The sequence below is a fragment of the Rhodococcus sp. APC 3903 genome (assembly GCF_030407755.1).
In the GTDB taxonomy this organism is placed as follows: domain Bacteria; phylum Actinomycetota; class Actinomycetes; order Mycobacteriales; family Mycobacteriaceae; genus Rhodococcus_F; species Rhodococcus_F erythropolis.
Genome location: NZ_JASDCV010000011.1, coordinates 106,107 through 123,839 on the forward strand (window position 1 = coordinate 106,107; position 17,733 = coordinate 123,839).

Sequence of the window (17,733 nt, forward strand, 5' to 3'; positions counted from 1 at the left end):
GGTGCCGTCAGCCTAAGCCTGATCGAGGTTTTCGGCCAACGGACCGGTGCCCGACTTGTCTGTTAATGCAGGTGAATGGGAGTGTAGGGGTGCTCATTACCCGAAAGTAAGGAACCTGTGAACGATGTTTGACTCGACGTGGCGACGGTGGTCATGGCGCGCCGGAACGGCATCGGCCCTGGCAGTGGCCTTGTTTGCGGTGGGGTCGCCGGCTGGTGCGCAGGAGACCGTCGACCTGGCCGACGTGTTCAACCCGTTGGTCGTGAAGGCACTTCAAGGCGCTGATATCTCTACCGAATTGACGCCACTCGGGCTCTCGTCCGACGATCCGTGGTTCGACGAGCCCGAAATCGAGCCCGGCACCGCCCCCGGAACCCTTCTCAAAGCGCGTCCGGTCAGTGTTCAGGTCTACCAGGTCCGCCCTGACGTGGTCTCGGCTCACCAACTCATGTACACAACCACTGATCACTTCGGTCGCCAGGTGATCAGTACCGGAATTCTGATGATCCCCGAGGACGGAACTGCGCCAGGCGATCGCAAGATCATCGGATATGCCGAAGCGAACGACAGTCTGGGTGCGAACTGCGCACCAAGTCACCAGTGGACCGGCGGCAATCAGAGCGACCCGGCGATGTTCTCGGCGCTCGGCCCGGTGGCCCAGATGTTCGGTCACGGCTGGGCAGTGATGATGAGCGACGTCGGCAACGACGGCGACACTGCTCCCCATCCGTTCTCGATCGGACAGTTCTCGGGCAAGGCAACGCTCGACGGCGTTCGGGCAGCACTCGCGCTTCCGGAGGCCGGTCTCGAATCAGACACCCCTGTGGGCATCTACGGTGTCGCCGGCGGCGGTGTCGCAGCGGGCTTTGCCGCGGAACAGGCGCATGACTACGCGCCGGAACTGAACGTGCAGGCCAGCGCCATCCAGGCGATGATGATCGACCCGGCAACCTTCGAGGAGACGGCGGCCGGTGGGATCGGTTCCGGCTTCGTCTTCTCGAGCATTCTCGGATTCGACGCGGGCTACCCCGACGTTCGGCTCGACGATCATCTCACTCCGATCGGTCACAACGTCGCCGCAGCATTCCGCGCGTCCTGCCAGGCGCTCTACCTCGGACTCCCGTTCGTTCCCTTCGACGTCCTGCTCACCAACCCGGCGCCCCGAACGATCCCGGCACTGGCCGCGGCGTACGCGGACAACACATTGGGAAAGCAGGTACCGGCTTCGAAGCTTCTGATTTCTTCCTGTGAGGACGACTTCCTCGTTCCCTTCAGTGAGGCAGAGCAATTGGCGCAGACATATCGAGCAGACGGCGGCGACGTGGACCTGCTCCCGTCGCAGTGCGGGCCGCTCGATTACGTGACCAACCTGTACAAGACGGTGACCGATCAGCTGGGTATGCAGGACATCGCCTGGCTGGCGAAGACGTTCGACGAGGCCGAAGGGAAATGAGTATGCGGAAGTCTTTGACACGCAGGGATTTCGCGCGCACGGTTCTCGTCGCTTCGGCAGGCATCGGCGGTGCGGTCGTACTGGGAGGCCGGGCGTCTGCGGGTACTGGTGAACTCGACAGGTACCTCGACCTGGAAGCGGTGAACGCAAACGCCGAAGCCGCGGGGGGTCTGCATCCTTCACTGCCGTCGGATTCCGCGACGCTGCGGAGTTTGGTCGATACCGCCCGAGCATCGGGAGTGGCTCCGCACCGCTATCAGACACTGCTCAAGCAGTACTGGCTCGCAGTCGGGACGGAGTCGGCAGGTATCGATCTCGCTTCGTGGACTCCGTTCGACGGTGTGCACGCGAATCTCGGAAACCTCACCAACACTTTCCAGTTCTACGAGCGACTGCAGCTCGAGCATCAAGAACTGCAGTGGGCAGGCATGGGCGGAATGGTCGGGCCCGCTTTTGCCGGTGGACTCCTCGACTTGGACTACGGGCGGGTTGTGCTGGAAGTTCAAGCGATCAGCGAAGCAATGGCACTGGTGTGGCGAGAGATCGACCGCATCGGGTCGCCGGTCGCAACGTCGATGGGAGCACCCGAGGACGTTGCGGCGCTGCTCCAGGTCGGCCACGACATCCGCCCCGAGGACGTGATGTGGTTCCAGGGGAAAGTGATTGCGATGAGCAAGCACATCTTCTCGGATCTGATTCCCATGCACATGGCGTGGGTTCACGACGGTGTCGACGGCATCGCCGAACTCGATCGGGCAGGGCTGCTCGACGAGAACGCCCGTATCGCGTGGGACAACATTGCTTCGGGGACACCGGAGTCGGTCTTCGACGGCAATGTGCGTCTGCTGCGCCGTGAGCAGTACCAGTCGGTGGGTGATCAGTGGGACGAGGCGAAGGCCTACCGCGGCAGCGTCGGACGCTCGTTGACCTACCTGACCACCTTCGCCGCATCACCGTCCATGCCTGGCGTCGTACCGCCGCGTGAGTCGAACCCGCTCTCGTTCGCGGTGGGCAATGCCGTTGTGCAAACACCGCTTCCGGACTTCAACTGGGCGGACCGGGACGGTCGTTGGACCTACATCAACGGTCAGCTGCTCCCGGTCTACAACAACCTGATGAACAATCAACCGGAACTGTGGCGAGCGACGCTGGCAGCGCCCGTCTCCGTTCGGATAACCGAGCAGAGAATGATCGCTCGCTTGCCGGACATGTTGCGGTCCATGCTGGCAACTCTGGCGATCACGGTCAACTGAACTCGGCGGTGGCGGGGCCTCGGGGCTCCGCCACCGCCGTGAACTCCTGGGTCAGGCCTGGCTCAGCTCCGCTTGCATACGTGCGGCGTCCTTGCCGACAGTGCGAGTGGCCAGGTAGATGAATACCGCAGTGAGCGCCAACATGATCGGCACGAGATACATGGCCGAGTTCAACCCGTCGCCGGCGTACTGAGCCAACTTCCCGGTACCGGCATCGGCAAGCGCGCGCTTGGCGAACCAGTCCGAAATCGCGCCCACGGCAACTGGTCCCGAGAATCCGCCGAGAAGATACATGGCAGCGAAGAACAACGCCGTCGCAGTGCCTCGGAGCCTGGGAACCACGACGTCGTGAATGGCAGGGTAGACGCTGATGTAGAAGCCGTAGGCCAACAACCACCCGGCCGAGAACAAGAGCGTGAACATCACGACGTTCCCGCCGTGCTGCAACAGTGCCAGTGCCGTCAAAGGTGCTGCCAATGCCGAGGTTCCGACACCGATCATCAACCGTGCGCGCGGTGAGCGTGCGCTTGCCTTGTCAGCGTAGCGAGCGCCGAGAAGCAATCCGATCAGGCCCGTGATTCCGACGATGATGCCGGTGACCGATGCCGCAGCAGTCAGTTTCAGGTGGTACTGGCGCATCAGAAGCGGGACGACAAACGAATTCACTGCGTAGGCGGCGAAGTTGAACGTCAGTCCGGCAAGGATGAGCCAACGAAGCGTGGGAATTGCGAGCAGACGACGGATCGGACGGGTGATCGGTGCCTGTGAAACAGCGGCTGCGCGGGCCTCCGGACTTTCGGAACCTCCACGAACCGGATCTGCCATGCGGTAGAGCACGACTGCCAGCAGGACACCGGGAATCGCCGCGAGGAAGAACGGTGCACGCCAGCTGTCGAATGCCTCGGCGATCTTGCCGACGGTGAAGTAGGCGAGCATGAGGCCAATCGGCAAACCGAGCATGAAGACACCAAGTGCGCGTGAGCGTCGTTCTGCCGGGTAGATATCACCGATCATCGAGTTGGCTGCAGGTGTGAAGGTCGCTTCGCCCACACCGACGCCTAGACGCGCGAGGATGAACAGCACATAGCTGCCGGCGGCACCGGTTGCTGCCGTCAGTCCGCTCCACACCAGGAGTCCGATCCCGATGATCTTGGGACGGTTCTTCGTGTCGGCCAACCGGCCCAGAGGCAGCCCTGCGACTGCGTAGACGAGGGTGAATGCAGAGGTGATCAATCCCAATTGCAAGTCGCTGAGCGAAAACTCGTTCTTGATCGGCTCGGCAACGACCGAGGGGATCGCCCGGTCGAAGAAGTTGAGCATGTTTGCGAGAAACAGTGCGACGAGTGTGCCGCCCAGAAGTTTGTCGCGTGTTCCGACAGGGGCGCCGTCGATGGACGGCAGCGGCGGAGCGTCTCGTTGAATTGACATGATTGTTCCACCCTTTTCGCGAGTGCTGAATGAATTGTGTTGGGGGAGAGGCTCAGGACAGAGCGTCGGCGACGGTTTTGCCGATCGCCTGCATCCCGGCCGCAGTGGGATGCAGTGGAACCGCCGGCTGGGCAGGGACGATTCCGGTGTAGTAAGCAGTGGCAGGGTCAGTGCAGATGTCATGCCCGGCAGTGGCTTCGGTGATGTCGATGTACTCGACGCCGTGACGGGCCGCCGTTGCTGCCATGACCGTGTTGCCGTAGTCGATCACACTCTGGAGATAGTCGGCGTCGCGCGGCCAGAACGGCTGGGTGCCGGGGCAACCGTCGGGGGCGATGTATGTTCCGTATCCGATCACGACGATGCGCGCCGAGGGCGCCCGGTCGCGAACCGATTCGAGCATGGAACTCCAACCTGCGGAGGCATTTTCGACCAACTGTCGCTGTTGGTCGACGCCGCCTGCGGTGAACTTGTCACGGCAGGACGTTCCGGTGGGTTCGGGGAGAGGATTTACGCAGCTCAGAACTGTCGGGAACAACGAGATGTCGTTGGCGCCGATTGTGATGGTGACGAGGTCGGTATCGGGCCCCAATGCTGTTTCCTGCGGCGGTACTTGACCGGAGAACGTCGATTGTGCGGTGTCCGTGACGTTGGCGGATCGCGCCGACGAGCAGGTCACATCCGTGAGGTGAGCGTCGAGTCTTTGCGCCACCACGGAAGGGTAGTTGTCGAGTGATCGTAGGCAGCCCGGCGCCGATGAATCTTGTTCGGCGACCAGCGGGCCGGCCGCCGCGGAATCGCCGAGAGCGACGTATTGGATGGGGCTGGCATGCGTTTCGGCATGTGACACACCGGTCCCGAGTGCCGCGATCGAACCGGCAGCCACGACGCCTGCCAGAATGGCTGCGCTGTGCGTTTTCCACGTCACTCGAGGCTCCTATTTGGTCGAAGGTGGGACTTCCAGGTACGCCGCTGATTGTGAATTCGAGAGTGGCGTGGGTTACATAGTGATAGGAAAAAGGCAGGTCGGCCTTGTGGTGGCAATTCAATTCTGTGGAGGGTTTTGTGTCAGGAAACAAAGATCTGCCGTTCGAACCGATAGTGGTTGGCGGCAGATCTCTAGCCGACCGATTGGCGCAACGCACCCATCCGCTGGTCAATGCGACGGTCGATCTGGTCCACCGCGACGTCACCTTCTACCGGTTGCTTCCGGACGAGGCGTTGCGTAACGACGTGACGACCATCGTGAGGCGAAATTTGGAACTGTTCATTTCGATGCTCCGGACGGGCGCAGATCTGGCGCCCGAGTTGCTCGCCGACATCAGCGAATCGGCTCGTCAACGGGCGCAGGAATTGGTTCCGCTCAGTGAGGTACTGCGCGCATATCACCTGGCAGCAGGGTTGTGGTGGGAGACGATCAGCGAATGGGCGGTCCCGGAAGACGGTGTTGCACTTGCCCGCACCGGACGACTCCTGAATGCATACACCGCGGCCTCCACGTCCGCGGTTCTTGCCGGCTACGGTTCCGACCACGCCACCCAGACGGACGAGGATTCGGCGCGAAGGTCCCTGTTCGTAGCACTTTCGACGGGTGTCGACGTGGATCGCGTCTCCGACGAGGTGGGAATCAGGTTGGCGCGCCTGTACTGGGTGGTGGCTCTGCACGTCGAGCGGAATGACGACGAGTCCTCGACCGAGGTGGACACTGCCGTCGCCGAGCGGAGGAAGGTGCGCCACCTGCAACGAGAGCTCGATCAGGTGGGACGTGACAAAGCCCTCGGGGTGCTCGGGAGCAGCGGCGGAGCCGTACTGATTCCCATTGTGGAATCGGAACCCGCAGAGGGAAACTGGGCGTCGAGTCCGCAGTATTTGTCATTGTGTCGACGTTTGGGTGATCTCGAGAAGGTCATCGGTGCATCGACGGTTGCCGCTGTACACGTCGCGGCGCCCACGGCAATTCCAGCGGCCGTCACGCAGGCGCGCGAGGTGCTGAACGTTGCCCGAAAGTACGGACGCACCAGTGGGGTCGTCCGTCTCGAGGATCTTGCAGTGGAGTATCAACTGACCCGCTTCAGTGCTGCGCTGCCGATACTCGCAGATGTGTTGTTGCCGTTGGAGTCCGATAGCGCGGTACTCGAGACGCTCGAATCTTTCATCGACTCCGGATTCGATCGAGCCGCCACCGCCCGGCAGCTACACGTACATCCGAACACAGTGGTGTACCGCCTGCGAAAGGCGAGTTCCCTGACGGGACTTGACCTGTCGTCTCCGAAGGATCTTGTGCAAGTCACCATGGCGCTGGGAGCGCGTCGCGCAATCGGTATGGAGGCGGACTCTTCCCAAACGTGATGCGTCTGTGGTTCTCGGTGAACGAGCCGGAGGGCTGGCGATCCGGTGGGGAGACATGGCCAGGCGCCGTATGTCGGGCCACCCACACACGGTTCGGGTGGTCCGCCCGTCGACGACCCGGCAGAGCTTGTCGGTTTCGCGAACCCTGAATTGATCTTCGACAACTCGGCCGGGACGGGGCGGGCGGGAACACCTGGATGCAACATCGTGATCTGTGACAACGAATTGTTGCCGTTCCGCGTTGTCAACCTTCTCGGTGACTCTGCTGCTCAGATAGGTAATGCGGCGGGCGCGTCGATACGAGATGCTGGTAGATGACGGTTTCGAACCCGAATTGTTGCCCAATATTTATGTTTAGTCTGTGTGACGGTCAGTGAACAGTAAATTTGAGTCAAATGATGCAACCGTGGCGAAATGTTCGCTACCGTGTGCTGGACAACCGACAATCTGGGGGTTCGGCTACATGGCAAATGTTCGCAGGTCTGTGACGAAGGGATTGATCGCTGCTTCGGTGATCGCCGCAGCTGGCGTGGGCCTTTCGCCGGCGACAGCGAGCGCCGACATCACACCGACCACGGTCGTCAACGGTATCTTGTCGACTGTCGGCGGCTGCCAGACGCCGGTGCGGTCTCTCATCCTTGCGTGCACGAGTGCTGAGACGCTGACGCGCCAGTCGCCCGTGCTGCTCGACCTCAACCCGGTGGGTACCAACATCGTCGTCTTGGGCGCCGGCCTCTTCGACGACGGCACGATGCGTCCGATGCTGGTCGACCGACTTCAGGCGGCGCTGCAGCTGGCTCGTCAGTACCCGCAGTCTCCGATCATCACGAGCGGTGGGGCCCCGAAGGCCGGAGTGACGGAAGCCAGGGCGATGCGCGAGTGGCTCGTCGCCAACGGCGTCGACCCGGGCCGGATCACCGAAGAAGGAACGTCGTGGTCCACGGTGGAGAACGCGCTCAACTCTGCGCGGATTCTCGCCGATCGAGGAGCAACGGGCGTGGTTGTGGTTTCGAGCGCCAATCACGTGGAACGCGCGATGGTGGACTTCCGGGTTGCAGTTCTCGGCCGGATCCCGGTCGCAGGCGTGATCGCTGCGACCTGACTCACCCAGCTGCCCATACAGTTCCGCGTACCGCCGGAATCACCCGGACGGTACGCGGAACTGTTTGTGGGTGCTACTTGCGTCGTTGAAACTCGTCGTCACCTTCGGTCAGAAGCGCAAGTTCGGCATCGATGGTGTCGGAATCGATCTCACCGGGAACGGCGATCTTCGCCAGGAGTTGCTCGTCACCACTTTCCGTCCGAAGCGCCTTCTCCCTGATGAAGGCGATCGCGATCAGACTCAACAGAGCCAGGATTCCGGCGATGAGGAAGACCCGTGCGGTGGCATCGCCGTACGCAGCGCGGACCACATCCTGGATCGCTTCGGGTAGTTCGTTGAGGTTCGACAGCCCTGCGCCGGATCCTCCGGACGCACTCAGATCGACCCCGATTGCGCTGAGTCCCTTGGTCGTAAGATCTGCAACGTGAGTGGAGAGCACTGCGCCGAGGACGGACACGCCTGCCGCGCCGCCGAGTGAGCGGAAGAACGAGACCGTCGAACTTGCGGTGCCGAGATCGCTAGGCGCGACGGTGTTCTGAACTGCGAGAACAAGATTCTGCATCACCATGCCCATCCCGGCGCCGAGCACGAAGAGGAACAGTCCGACCCAGAACATCGGCGTCGCGTGATCGATGGTCGAGAGGAGGAAGAAGCCTGCCGACATTGCGACGGCACCGGCGATCAGGAAGCCCTTCCAGCGCCCGAACTTCGTGATCATTGCCCCGGACAGGCCGGCGGAGAGCATGGAACCGATCACCATGGGCAGTGTCAGAAGACCTGCGGCAGTGGGAGAGTAGCCGCGGGCAATCTGGAAGTACTGACCCAAGAACACTGCTCCGCCGAACATTGCGACGCCGACGGCGATGCTTGCCAGCGTTGCCAGCGTGGTAGTCCGATCTCGGAAGAGGCGGAGCGGAATGATGGGTTCCTTGACCTTGCTTTCCACCCACAGCGCTGCGGCGAGCAGCACGACGCCGAGTCCGACGAGGAAGAACGACATCGCAGAAGCCCACTCGAAGTTCTTACCTGCCAAAGTGACCCAGATCAAAAGAGTGCTGACACCGGCGGCAATGAGGGTTGCACCGACGTAGTCGATGCTGACGTCCTTCTTGACGATCGGGAGGTTCAACGTACGCTGCACGACGATCAATGCGATGACTGCCAGCGGCACGCCGACGAAGAACGTCCAGCGCCAGCCGAGCCAACTAGTGTCCACGATCAGGCCGCCGATCAGCGGGCCGGCGACTGTCGCGACGGACATGACGGCTGCGATCGGTCCCTGGTATCGACCACGCTCACGCGGGCTGAACATCGCCGCGATCACGATGATCACGAGGGCTTGCAATCCGCCGAGGCCCAGTCCCTGAACAGCGCGGAAACCGATCAGCATGCCGACCGATTGCGACATGCCCGCAAGGATCGAGCCGATCGTGAACAGCGTGATGGACAGCTGGACCAACAGCTTCTTACTCACCAGATCCGAGAACTTGCCCCAAATGGGAGTTGTTGCGGTGGAAGCCAACAGCGTTGCCGTCACGACCCAGGTGTACTGATCCTGGGTGCCGTGTAGTTCGGTGATGATGGTGGGGAGTGCATTCGAGACGATCGTCGACGACAGGAATGCGACGAACATGCCGAGTAGGAGCCCGACAAGTGCCTCGATCTTCTGCTTGTGGGTCATCGGCGCATTGGTCGATGACTGAGATGGTGGAACGTCGGTAGACGTGAAAGAACTCATGAATGTCCTTGCATCGGAGAATGATTCGATCTGATCGTGCAGCGTCGGTCAGTGCGCCGCGTGGGACTCTGGGCAGGTCGAGCGTCGTAGTCGATCGAGTGCACATGCGACGTCGACGGCGTCCTCTTCGGTCCATCCGTCGAGATGGTCGATGAGTCGCTGCGCCTGGGCGCGACGATGGAAGACCAGGGTCTGGACGCCGAGTGGAGTCAAGGACAGGAGCGATGCCCGTCCGTCGTCCGGGTCCGGTCGCCGCTGAATGTATCCACAAGATTCGGCGTGTGTGATCTGTCTGCTCAGCGTCGAGACTGTCACTCTCAACTTTTCCGCCAGATCCGTCGATCTCGTGGAATCTGCGGCCGACAACTGCGAGAGGAGGGCGCCCAGTGGGTCCGGCAACATGCCGGGGGACAGTTGGCGTGAGCCGGTCGACGAAACCTCGCGGTGGCGCCGGACTAGGGCGCGAAGGTTGTCGAGGATTGCCTCGGCACTGTCGTGAGTGATCACGGCCACCCCCTTGAATAGTTGATATTTGCAACTATAGATCAAGTTGGTTGCACTGCACAACTACTTTGTTGTCAGTCCTCGGAACTGCCCAGTCGGTGCAGCAAGGCCGTCAGCGTGGTGATGTCGTCAGTTTCCCATTTTGCGAGTCGGGCGCGCCAACGATCGATCTGATGATTGCGGATCGTCGTGAGCTTCGTCCGAGCCTCAGGGGTCAGGGTCACCAGCTTCGCGCGAGCGTCGTCGGGGTCGGGGATCCGTTCCACCAGGCCGAGCCGAGCTGCGGCATCAATTTGCCTGGTCAGGGTGGACTTCTCGATATCGAGCGTGGAGATCAAGTCGGACATCCGCACGGCATCGGAACGGTTCAGGATGACAAGAACCGGGTAGAGCGCCGGATCGAGTTTGGGATGAATTGCACGCGCATAGGTGCGCGCCTGGGCGCGTCCTCGTTGCCACATGTCGGCAAGTTCCATCTCCAGGCCCGTGATCGGATCTGAAACCACTGTCGTTCCCCTTTGGTGCGATTCGTTCGGTGTTCATCAAACCAGAAGGGGGGCCGGAGTGATTTGGGTGAAGTCACGCTGAGCGAAAGGTACGTTCGGCGTACTGAAGGCGCTGAACGTACCTTTCGCTCGGAAAGTGGGTGGGTCAAGCCACCGCATACGCCCGCACGCACGTGTTCAGGTCGCGGGTGAGATCGGCCGCTGTACTGGTCGGAGAACCGAATTTCACGACGGACCCGTCGCTCCCGTGGAACAGCAGCGTCGGAAACGAAGTGGCGCCGAGCCTGCGTGCCCGGACGAAATCGGCGCGGGCGGCGTCCTTCGAATCTGCGGTGAACAGGGAAGACACTGCGGCAGATGGTTCGAGCCCGAGCGATTTCGCTATGGCGCGGTAGGTCTCGGGATCGGAGAGGCTGCGACCGTCTCGGTAGAACGCGGTCTGCATGGCCCCCGCGATGTCGAGTGCGCGAGTCGGATCTTGTGTGCGAAGCGCGGCGAGTCCGATCGCAGCATCCGTCGAATCCATGACGAACCGCCCGTCAGACACCAGTTGTGAATATCCGTCACCGAAAGCGGCGCCGGTCTGGGCTGCGATGGTGGCGTTGGCCGATTTCAGGTACGGAGCCGAAGACATGGGTGCGACGCGGTCACCGGTGAACAGTCCGCCGCTGACCACGGACAAGTTGATGGAATCGGCATTTTGACGGACGAACTCCGTCAAAGCAGGGCCGAAGCCGAAACACCACCCGCAATAGGCGTCGAAGACGTAGGTGAGTTGCGTCGTGCCTGCTGTTTTCGAGCCTGTCGATTGCACTGTTGATTCCTATCCGAGCGCGAACTGATTGATACTCTGACGGTATGTCGCATTCGGGTATTCGGTCACGGTGAAGATGAGTCCCGAACTAGTGAAAAACAGACAAGTACCCGTCCGGGACGTCGGGTACGCGTCTTCGGTGGCTGACGCGACCGAGATCGAAGTACTCAGCCTGGACACCATTCGCATCAACGGGGGTAGTGCAGAGTTCGTCGGCCCCCAACGCCCGCAGTTTCACTTACTCGCGCTGGTGACCGAGGGTTCGGCGCTACACACCATCGACTTCGTCAACTACGCGGTGAGTCCGGGGACCGTGTTCTGGGTCAGACCGGGGCAGGTGCAACAGTGGGGGCGAATCCAGGATTTCGAGGCGATGGTCGTTCTGTTCACACCCTCGTCGCTCGATGCCGTCAGCCAGCAGTTGTTGGACGGGAACGCTCACAGTCGGCAGGCAGCGTGGCAGTTGTCCGGCGAGAACCTCGAGACCATCAGCACGGGTATGAAACACCTGAACTTGAACTACGGTTGTCCGGATACTTCTGCACCGGTCGTTCGCGCGGCCATTCTGCGGCACACGTTGACAGCAATTCTGTTGAAACTGACCCACCTCGGTGGACAGGAGCAGAGTTCCGTGCTGGCACACAATGACGTGTTCGAAAGGTTTCATGCCGTTGTCGAACGTGACTTCGCCACGGTCCGTTCGGTTTCGGAGTACGCCAACAAGATCGGGTACTCCGAGAAGACTGTATTGCGGGCTACCCGAGCTGCTGCCGGAATGACGGCAAAGCAGTACATCGATCAGCGTGTGGTGCTCGAAGCGAAACGTCTGCTGTCTTTCGGCACGGACACGGTCACCCAGGTGGCGTCGAAGCTGGGGTTCGACGATTCTGCGAACTTCACAAAATTCTTCGCCACCCGGGTGGGTGTTTCTCCGCTGACCTTCCGTCAGGACGTCAGAGCGCGCTGAACGCCGCCCATCGTGCGTCGGCGCTGTCGAGGGTTCCGATGCTGTTCTGCCCCTTGCCATGTGCGATGCCGTCCAGATCCTGGATGATCCAGTAGATGGCAAAAGGATGGCTGCCGAACCAGAGATCGCCGCTGACGTCCAGAGCGTGCGCCGGGTCGGGTGTCAGGTTGTCGAACAGTGGAGTGTTTCGCACGATGGATGCGTCGTACTGCTGCCCGGAAAGTACGGCGACGGTCTGCGCCGCATGCTCGGGTAGGAGTTCAGGTGAGACGGGCGAAATCGTGCCGGTGTCTTGATTGTTGGTCGCGTTGACTTCCGATACCGGCCTGGTGAATCCGGCCTCGGTGACCAGTGTGGAGATGGGAGTGGTCGGTGGCACAGTGAACAGGTTTCCGCTGTAGCCGAGAAGGATCGCAAGGCTCTGGCCGGCAGCCGCGGACTTGACGTCTTCGAGGCCGGATTCCAGCTTTCCGATCATGGCGGTTGCTTCGCTGCCTCGATCGAGCTGTGCCCCAGCTTGTTCGAGCACATCACGCCACGGCGCCGAGTACGGGAGGACCAAGGTTGGCGCCACGGAATTGATCTGCGCGAACAGGCTCGGTAGTGGACCGGCATTGCTCATCAGGATCTCATCGGGTTCGACGGACGCGATCTCTTCGACGGCGGGGTTGGCGAAGAAAGTCGGCTTGTCGAGAACTTCGACGCCCTGCTCGCGCAGAATCGACTTGGCGACGTCCGATCGCAGGGTGCTGTAGACGACGGTGGGCTTCACGCCGAGTGCGAGTGCACTCAGCCCCGCGTACTCGTCGAGCGCGAGAATGCGCTGCGGTGAGGCCGGAACTTCGACGGTGCCGAGTTCGTGTGTGACGGAGCGAGTTGCAGAAGCGGTTTCGGACTCGGCGGAGCTGCTGCACGCGCTTGCGCCGGCAACGGTGAGGAGAAGCGCCGAGACGATGCCGAATGCGGTTCGGGTGGTGAACATCTGAGGTCAACGATCCATTCGTGGGAAGAAGAAGGACAGGAGGGTGCCGGCCAGCAGTAGGCCGGAGCAGACGAAGAGGGCTTGGGAGTATCCGGAAACCAGTGCTTCGGTCGGTGCGCTGTCCGAACGCGCCGTCGAGGAAGCGGCGACGCTCACGAGAACGGCTAGTCCGAGTGAACCGCCGATCTGACGCGATGTGCTCAGTAGCCCTGATGCCATGCCGACTTCTTCGGGGGGAGCGTCGGCGGTGGCGACGTTACTGAGCGGCATGAACGACAGACCGATGCCGATGCTTGCCAGAAGCGAAGGCACCAGGATGACGGCCCAGAAGGGACTGTCGAGGTTCATGGTCGAAAACATGAAAGTCCCGATTGCGGCGACTGCTGTTCCGACTACGAGCAGCGGTCGAACTCCGTAGCGCGGAAGGAGTTTGGTGGACGCGAGGATGCCGATCACCAGGCCGAAGCAGAAAGGCAGGAAAGCCAGACCGGTGGTGGTCGGTGAATAGCCCAACCCGCGTTGCAGGAAGAGTGAGACGAAGAAGAACGCGCTGAACTGGGCCGCACACACCAGGCACATGATGGCGTTGGCCAGTCCGATTCGGGGTCGAAGCAGGGTGGACAGTCGTACCAGTGGTGTGGCGCAGCGGCTTTCGGCTACGACAAAGGCAGTCAGCAGGGCGACCGTGAGTGCGAATCCACCCAGCACGTAACCCGAAGTCCAGGAATGTGATTCAGTGGCGATCACTGTGCCGACAAGGGCGGTGATTCCGGCCGTCGCCAAGATGGCTCCGGGGAGATCGAGGGAGCCACCTCTAGCGGCTTGGCCGGCCGGCAGGCCACGGGCACCTGCGACCGCGGCGATCAGGGCCACCGGTGCGCCGGCGAACATCACCCATCGCCAACTGAGCCCTTCGGTCAAAATGCCGCTCAGGACGACACCGAGTGCGCCGCCCAGTGCTGACGACATTGCGCCGATGCCGAATGCCTTGGCTCTGGCGCGTCCGGTGGGAAAGGCCTGACTGAGGGCAGCGAGCCCGGCCGGCGCGATCAGTGCAGCGCCGACGCCTTGAAGCGACCGAGCTCCGACAAGCATTTCGGCGGACACGGAGAAGGTGCCGACGATGCTGACGAGGGCGAACAGCAGAAGCCCGGAAACCAGAACTCGACGAGTGCCCATCACGTCGCACAGACGACCGCCGAGAAGCAGCAGCCCGCCGAAGGCGAGGGCGTACGCGTTGACGACCCAGGACAACCCGGCGTCGGAAAAGTTCAGCGATTCCTGGATGTCTGGCAGCGCGACGTTGATGACCGACATGTCGAAGGCCACCAGGAACTGCGCTGCCGCGGCGGCTGTGAGGACCAAAGCCGGTGCGGCTACCGCTCGAGTTGTTGTTGTCATTGCAGGTACCTAATTTGTATACGCGTTCTCATAAGTAGTTAGGTTTACCTTGCTGACGACTGAGATGCAAGGGGTTCCCCGGGCGAGAGCGTCGTAGCAGGGGCGCGCACAATCGACGGATGGCCGAAAAGATGGAACCGAGATCACCGCGGCTCGGACGTCCCCCGACGATCACGTCGGAGCAGATAGTCGACGAGGCGAAACGGCAACTCCAGTCCGGCGGCGCCGACGCGTTGAGCATGCGAGCGTTGGCGAAGTCGCTCGGCACCACGCCGATGGCGCTGTACCGGCACGTGGGCGACAAGGAACAGCTGATCAGCGCGGTTCTCGATGTGTACTCACAAGATCTCGGCGCGCTGGTCCTGCCGCAGGATCAGGTCGAACGGCTTCGCATGATCTTCACCGCGATCTTCGAAACGCTGGCATCGGAGCGCTGGATCATCGAGTTGCTTCAGCGAGGTGGGCGCGGCGGGAGCGGCGCTGTGGTCTTGGTCGATCGGGCCATGGCCGCGTGTGTCGAACTCGGGATGTCGCCGCGCCGCGCACTGTTGGTCTATCGAGCGCTGTGGAACTACACACTCGGTGCACTGCTCAACATCTACGACACCACCACACGACCGGAAGGCAGTGTGTCACCTCTCGCGGTCAAGATCCGAGAAATCGGTCCCGAGAAACTGCCGGTACTCAGTGAGGTGCTCGAGGACTGGCCGGGAGGGACGACGACTGAGAGTTACCTGGAAGGTCTCGAGGTCTTGATCAGCGGATACACAAATTCCGACTGAGAGTGTTTACAGCAGCCCGTGCCTCGGTGGGATTGTCCCCGACAGCGTCCAGCGGCCGATGTGTTGGACCTTCCACCTCGTCGGATCGTGCAGGGTGTGTGTGCGTGCGTCACGCCAGAATCGCGAGAGGTTCGCTGATTCGCCCGCGCTTCTGGTGCCACCGATCTCGAACAGCGTGCTCGTGGCCGCCAATGACGCTCTGGCACCGACCACTTTGGCAGTTGCAGCGTCGATGGATGCTCGGGCCGTGGAGTCCTCGGTGGGATTACGACGCGCCACGTCGATCGATCGCGCCGCTTCCGCCAAGAGGGATCTGGCAGCGCGAACCTCGATTGCCGCTTCGCCGGCGAGTTGAGCGAGCAGTGGATCCTCCACCGCTGTATCGACTTTCGCCTCGAAGAAGGGCCGCGCCTTTGCCGCGAGTTTCACGGATTCGCGCAATGCGGCCGACGCGATGCCGGTGTCGATCGCCGCGTGCAGAATCTGGGCCTGTGCTCCGTAGGTGGTCGGGTGAGTGAACAACGATGTGAAGGGTACGACGTTGAACCGCGGCACCGACACGGATTCGAGTGTCACGGTTCCGCTCGCAGTTGTCTTCTGCCCCATGCCGTCCCAGTCGTCGACGATCGACAGTCCGGGAGTATTCCGGGGTAGGTAGACCGCGGATTTCACCTGTGCGCCGGTCTCGGTGAACTGATCCGCATTGGCGGCACGCACCACGATCCAATCTGCGAAAAGCGCTCCTGTGCAATAGAATTTTCGACCTTCGAGCACAAAGTCTTGCCCGTCGGGTGTGAGAGTCGTGCCGTCGATGTCGATGGTCTTGTTGCCGCGCTCGCTCTGGGCGTTGGCGAACTGCTTACCCGACAACGCCTCGGCGTAGAAGAACTGCTTCTGCTCGTAAGACCCCTGGTACCGGAGCGCTTCCAGGAAAGTGAAGTGGCTGTGCGGAATCTGCGCGATGCTGGGATCGCCCTCGGCGAGTAGGCGGAAGACCTCGGCCAACGTCTCGGTGCTCGCGTCGATGCCACCGAACTCCTTCGGCACCGACAGCCCCAGCAGACCGGACTGCGCCAGGGTGCGAACCTCGTCGTGGGGAAGGAGGCGCTGCGCATCGCGGACGCCGGCACCTGCCGCGAACTCGTCGGACAGCTGTGACGCTACCGAGAGCGCCTCGTCTTCACTGGTGATGCGGTGCGCGATCTCCTGAATGTCCACAGCAGTCATGCTGCCACCGTTTCACAGTCGTAGCACCCACCCAACACTTACAACCTGTGTGATCGCTACCCTGGAAACCCCCGGGAACTGCATGTTTGCTGGATTTCATGTCTACTGAACGTATCGCCGACGAGATCAAGTTCGCCTACTGGGTGCCCAATGTCAGTGGTGGTCTGGTCACCTCCGACATCGAGCAGCGGACCAGCTGGGACTACGAGTACAACAAGAAGTTGGCGCAGACCGCCGAGAACAACGGCTTCGAGTACGCCCTGAGTCAGGTTCGTTACGAGGCGAGCTACGGTGCCGAGTTCCAGCACGAATCCACGAGTTTCAGCCTTGCGCTGCTCCTGGCCACCGAGAAGCTCAAGGTCATCGCCGCCGTGCATCCCGGACTCTGGCAGCCGGCAGTGTTGGCGAAACTGGGCGCTACCGCTGACCACCTGTCGAACGGTCGATTCGCCGTCAACGTCGTCAGTGGTTGGTTCAAGGACGAGTTCACTCATCTGGGCGAGCCGTGGCTCGAGCACGACGAGCGCTATCGGCGTAGCGCCGAGTTCCTTCAGGTTCTTCGGAAGATCTGGACCGAGGACGACGTCGATTTCCGCGGCGACTTCTACCGCATTCACGACTTCACGTTAAAGCCTAAGCCCCTGAACACTCCGGAGCGACCCAATCCCGAACTGTTCCAAGGTGGTAACTCGGCGGCAGCCCGTGAGAACGCCGGTCGCTATTCGGATTGGTACTTCAGTAACGGCAAGGACTACGACGGCGTCACCGAACAGTTGGTCGACGTCCGCCGTGTTGCTCGCGAGAACGATCGGGAGGTCAAGTTCGGACTCAACGGGTTCATCATCGCCCGCGACACCGAGGCCGAAGCAAAAGACACGCTGCGCGAGATCATCGCCAAGGCGAACCGTCCCGCAGTCGAGGGTTTCAAGAATGCAGTCCAACAAGCCGGCGCGTCGACCTCGTCCAAGGACGGGATGTGGGCAGATTCGACGTTCGAGGACTTGGTTCAGTACAACGACGGCTTCCGCTCACAACTGATCGGCACGCCGGAACAGATCGCCCATCGGATCGTCGAATATCGCCGTCGCGGTGTCGATCTGATTCTCGGCGGATTCCTGCACTTCCAGGAAGAGATCGAGTACTTCGGGGCCAAGGTGCTCCCGCTGGTTCGTGAACTCGAAGCAGCCGACAGTGACGAGCAGGTGCTCGTCACCGCCGGCTGATCGC

17 protein-coding genes are annotated in these 17,733 nt (G+C 61.7%); 8 read left to right on the forward strand and 9 right to left on the reverse strand.

Annotated elements, in window-relative coordinates; translation table 11 throughout:
- The first annotated feature begins 124 nt into the window (after window positions 1-124).
- Together QMA15_RS17280 and QMA15_RS17285 are read left to right on the forward strand one after the other, a co-directional pair.
- Window positions 125-1,453, forward strand: coding sequence for a lipase family protein (locus tag QMA15_RS17280; protein ID WP_279163468.1), 1,329 nt, complete (start codon window positions 125-127; stop codon window positions 1,451-1,453).
- 2 nt (window positions 1,454-1,455) lie between these two features.
- A complete protein-coding gene (locus tag QMA15_RS17285) occupies window positions 1,456-2,706 on the forward strand; it encodes a Tat pathway signal protein (RefSeq protein ID WP_225989586.1) in 1,251 nt (416 codons plus the stop codon).
- A 51-nt stretch (window positions 2,707-2,757) separates the two neighbouring features.
- On the opposite strand, the gene QMA15_RS17290 is transcribed toward QMA15_RS17285, so the two are convergent.
- Complete coding sequence (locus tag QMA15_RS17290; RefSeq protein ID WP_020971108.1) at window positions 2,758-4,134, reverse strand: MFS transporter; 1,377 nt, start codon at window positions 4,132-4,134, stop codon at window positions 2,758-2,760.
- 52 nt (window positions 4,135-4,186) lie between these two features.
- A complete protein-coding gene (locus QMA15_RS17295) occupies window positions 4,187-5,062 on the reverse strand; it encodes an SGNH/GDSL hydrolase family protein (RefSeq protein WP_279163469.1) in 876 nt (291 codons plus the stop codon).
- Between the two features lie 137 nt (window positions 5,063-5,199).
- On the opposite strand from QMA15_RS17295, the gene QMA15_RS17300 reads away from it, so the two are divergent.
- From QMA15_RS17300 to QMA15_RS17310, 3 genes are read left to right on the forward strand one after another with little or no spacing between them, the layout of a single operon-like run.
- Window positions 5,200-6,483 carry a PucR family transcriptional regulator gene (locus QMA15_RS17300; RefSeq protein ID WP_029256487.1) on the forward strand — a complete coding sequence of 428 codons (1,284 nt, stop codon included), beginning with the start codon at window positions 5,200-5,202 and terminating at the stop codon, window positions 6,481-6,483.
- Between the two features lie 45 nt (window positions 6,484-6,528).
- Window positions 6,529-6,801 (forward strand): hypothetical protein, encoded by a 273-nt coding sequence (locus QMA15_RS17305; RefSeq protein ID WP_279163470.1) that lies wholly within the window; start codon window positions 6,529-6,531, stop codon window positions 6,799-6,801.
- Between the two features lie 55 nt (window positions 6,802-6,856).
- The gene (locus QMA15_RS17310) at window positions 6,857-7,585 is read left to right on the forward strand and encodes a YdcF family protein (protein ID WP_029256486.1); all 729 of its coding nucleotides are present in this window, start codon (window positions 6,857-6,859) and stop codon (window positions 7,583-7,585) included.
- A 73-nt stretch (window positions 7,586-7,658) separates the two neighbouring features.
- Here the strand turns inward: QMA15_RS17310 and QMA15_RS17315 are convergent, their stop codons facing one another.
- From QMA15_RS17315 to QMA15_RS17330, 4 genes are all read right to left on the reverse strand, one after another.
- Window positions 7,659-9,266, reverse strand: a complete 1,608-nt coding sequence (locus QMA15_RS17315; protein ID WP_144440126.1) for a DHA2 family efflux MFS transporter permease subunit — start codon at window positions 9,264-9,266, stop codon at window positions 7,659-7,661.
- Between the two features lie 105 nt (window positions 9,267-9,371).
- Window positions 9,372-9,830, reverse strand: coding sequence for a MarR family transcriptional regulator (locus tag QMA15_RS17320; protein WP_020971103.1), 459 nt, complete (start codon window positions 9,828-9,830; stop codon window positions 9,372-9,374).
- A 71-nt stretch (window positions 9,831-9,901) separates the two neighbouring features.
- Window positions 9,902-10,333: a MarR family transcriptional regulator gene (locus tag QMA15_RS17325; protein ID WP_019745731.1), complete on the reverse strand. Its 432-nt coding sequence runs from the start codon at window positions 10,331-10,333 to the stop codon at window positions 9,902-9,904.
- Between the two features lie 145 nt (window positions 10,334-10,478).
- Entirely contained in the window at window positions 10,479-11,147 is a 669-nt protein-coding gene (locus tag QMA15_RS17330; protein ID WP_279163471.1) for a DsbA family protein, read from the reverse strand.
- 139 nt (window positions 11,148-11,286) lie between these two features.
- Between QMA15_RS17330 and QMA15_RS17335 the strand changes: the two genes are divergently transcribed.
- Window positions 11,287-12,114 carry an AraC family transcriptional regulator gene (locus QMA15_RS17335; protein WP_019745729.1) on the forward strand — a complete coding sequence of 276 codons (828 nt, stop codon included), beginning with the start codon at window positions 11,287-11,289 and terminating at the stop codon, window positions 12,112-12,114.
- Here QMA15_RS17335 and QMA15_RS17340 read toward each other — a convergent pair.
- Entirely contained in the window at window positions 12,101-13,096 is a 996-nt protein-coding gene (locus QMA15_RS17340; RefSeq protein ID WP_019745728.1) for an ABC transporter substrate-binding protein, read from the reverse strand. The two genes, QMA15_RS17335 and QMA15_RS17340, sit on opposite strands and share 14 nt — an antisense overlap.
- Window positions 13,097-13,102: 6 nt before the next feature.
- Window positions 13,103-14,497, reverse strand: a complete 1,395-nt coding sequence (locus QMA15_RS17345) for an MFS transporter (protein ID WP_279163472.1) — start codon at window positions 14,495-14,497, stop codon at window positions 13,103-13,105.
- 119 nt (window positions 14,498-14,616) lie between these two features.
- On the opposite strand from QMA15_RS17345, the gene QMA15_RS17350 reads away from it, so the two are divergent.
- Window positions 14,617-15,279, forward strand: a complete 663-nt coding sequence (locus QMA15_RS17350; RefSeq protein WP_021331743.1) for a TetR/AcrR family transcriptional regulator — start codon at window positions 14,617-14,619, stop codon at window positions 15,277-15,279.
- A 6-nt stretch (window positions 15,280-15,285) separates the two neighbouring features.
- Here the strand turns inward: QMA15_RS17350 and QMA15_RS17355 are convergent, their stop codons facing one another.
- Entirely contained in the window at window positions 15,286-16,506 is a 1,221-nt protein-coding gene (locus tag QMA15_RS17355) for an SfnB family sulfur acquisition oxidoreductase (RefSeq protein ID WP_279163473.1), read from the reverse strand.
- A 98-nt stretch (window positions 16,507-16,604) separates the two neighbouring features.
- Between QMA15_RS17355 and sfnG the strand changes: the two genes are divergently transcribed.
- Window positions 16,605-17,729 carry a dimethylsulfone monooxygenase SfnG gene (sfnG, locus tag QMA15_RS17360; RefSeq protein WP_024487492.1) on the forward strand — a complete coding sequence of 375 codons (1,125 nt, stop codon included), beginning with the start codon at window positions 16,605-16,607 and terminating at the stop codon, window positions 17,727-17,729.
- Window positions 17,730-17,733 lie beyond the last annotated feature (4 nt).

Bases quoted from the DNA above. Each gene is read 5' to 3' on its own strand.
- QMA15_RS17280 (WP_279163468.1), top strand. From the start codon at position 125: ATGTTTGACTCGACGTGGCGACGGTGGTCATGGCGCGCCGGAACGGCA.
- QMA15_RS17285 (WP_225989586.1), top strand. From the start codon at position 1,456: ATGCGGAAGTCTTTGACACGCAGGGATTTCGCGCGCACGGTTCTCGTC.
- QMA15_RS17290 (WP_020971108.1), bottom strand. From the start codon at position 4,134: ATGTCAATTCAACGAGACGCTCCGCCGCTGCCGTCCATCGACGGCGCC.
- QMA15_RS17315 (WP_144440126.1), bottom strand. From the start codon at position 9,266: ATGACCCACAAGCAGAAGATCGAGGCACTTGTCGGGCTCCTACTCGGC.
- QMA15_RS17340 (WP_019745728.1), bottom strand. From the start codon at position 13,096: ATGTTCACCACCCGAACCGCATTCGGCATCGTCTCGGCGCTTCTCCTC.
- QMA15_RS17345 (WP_279163472.1), bottom strand. From the start codon at position 14,497: ATGACAACAACAACTCGAGCGGTAGCCGCACCGGCTTTGGTCCTCACA.
- QMA15_RS17350 (WP_021331743.1), top strand. From the start codon at position 14,617: ATGGCCGAAAAGATGGAACCGAGATCACCGCGGCTCGGACGTCCCCCG.
- QMA15_RS17355 (WP_279163473.1), bottom strand. From the start codon at position 16,506: ATGACTGCTGTGGACATTCAGGAGATCGCGCACCGCATCACCAGTGAA.
- sfnG (WP_024487492.1), top strand. From the start codon at position 16,605: ATGTCTACTGAACGTATCGCCGACGAGATCAAGTTCGCCTACTGGGTG.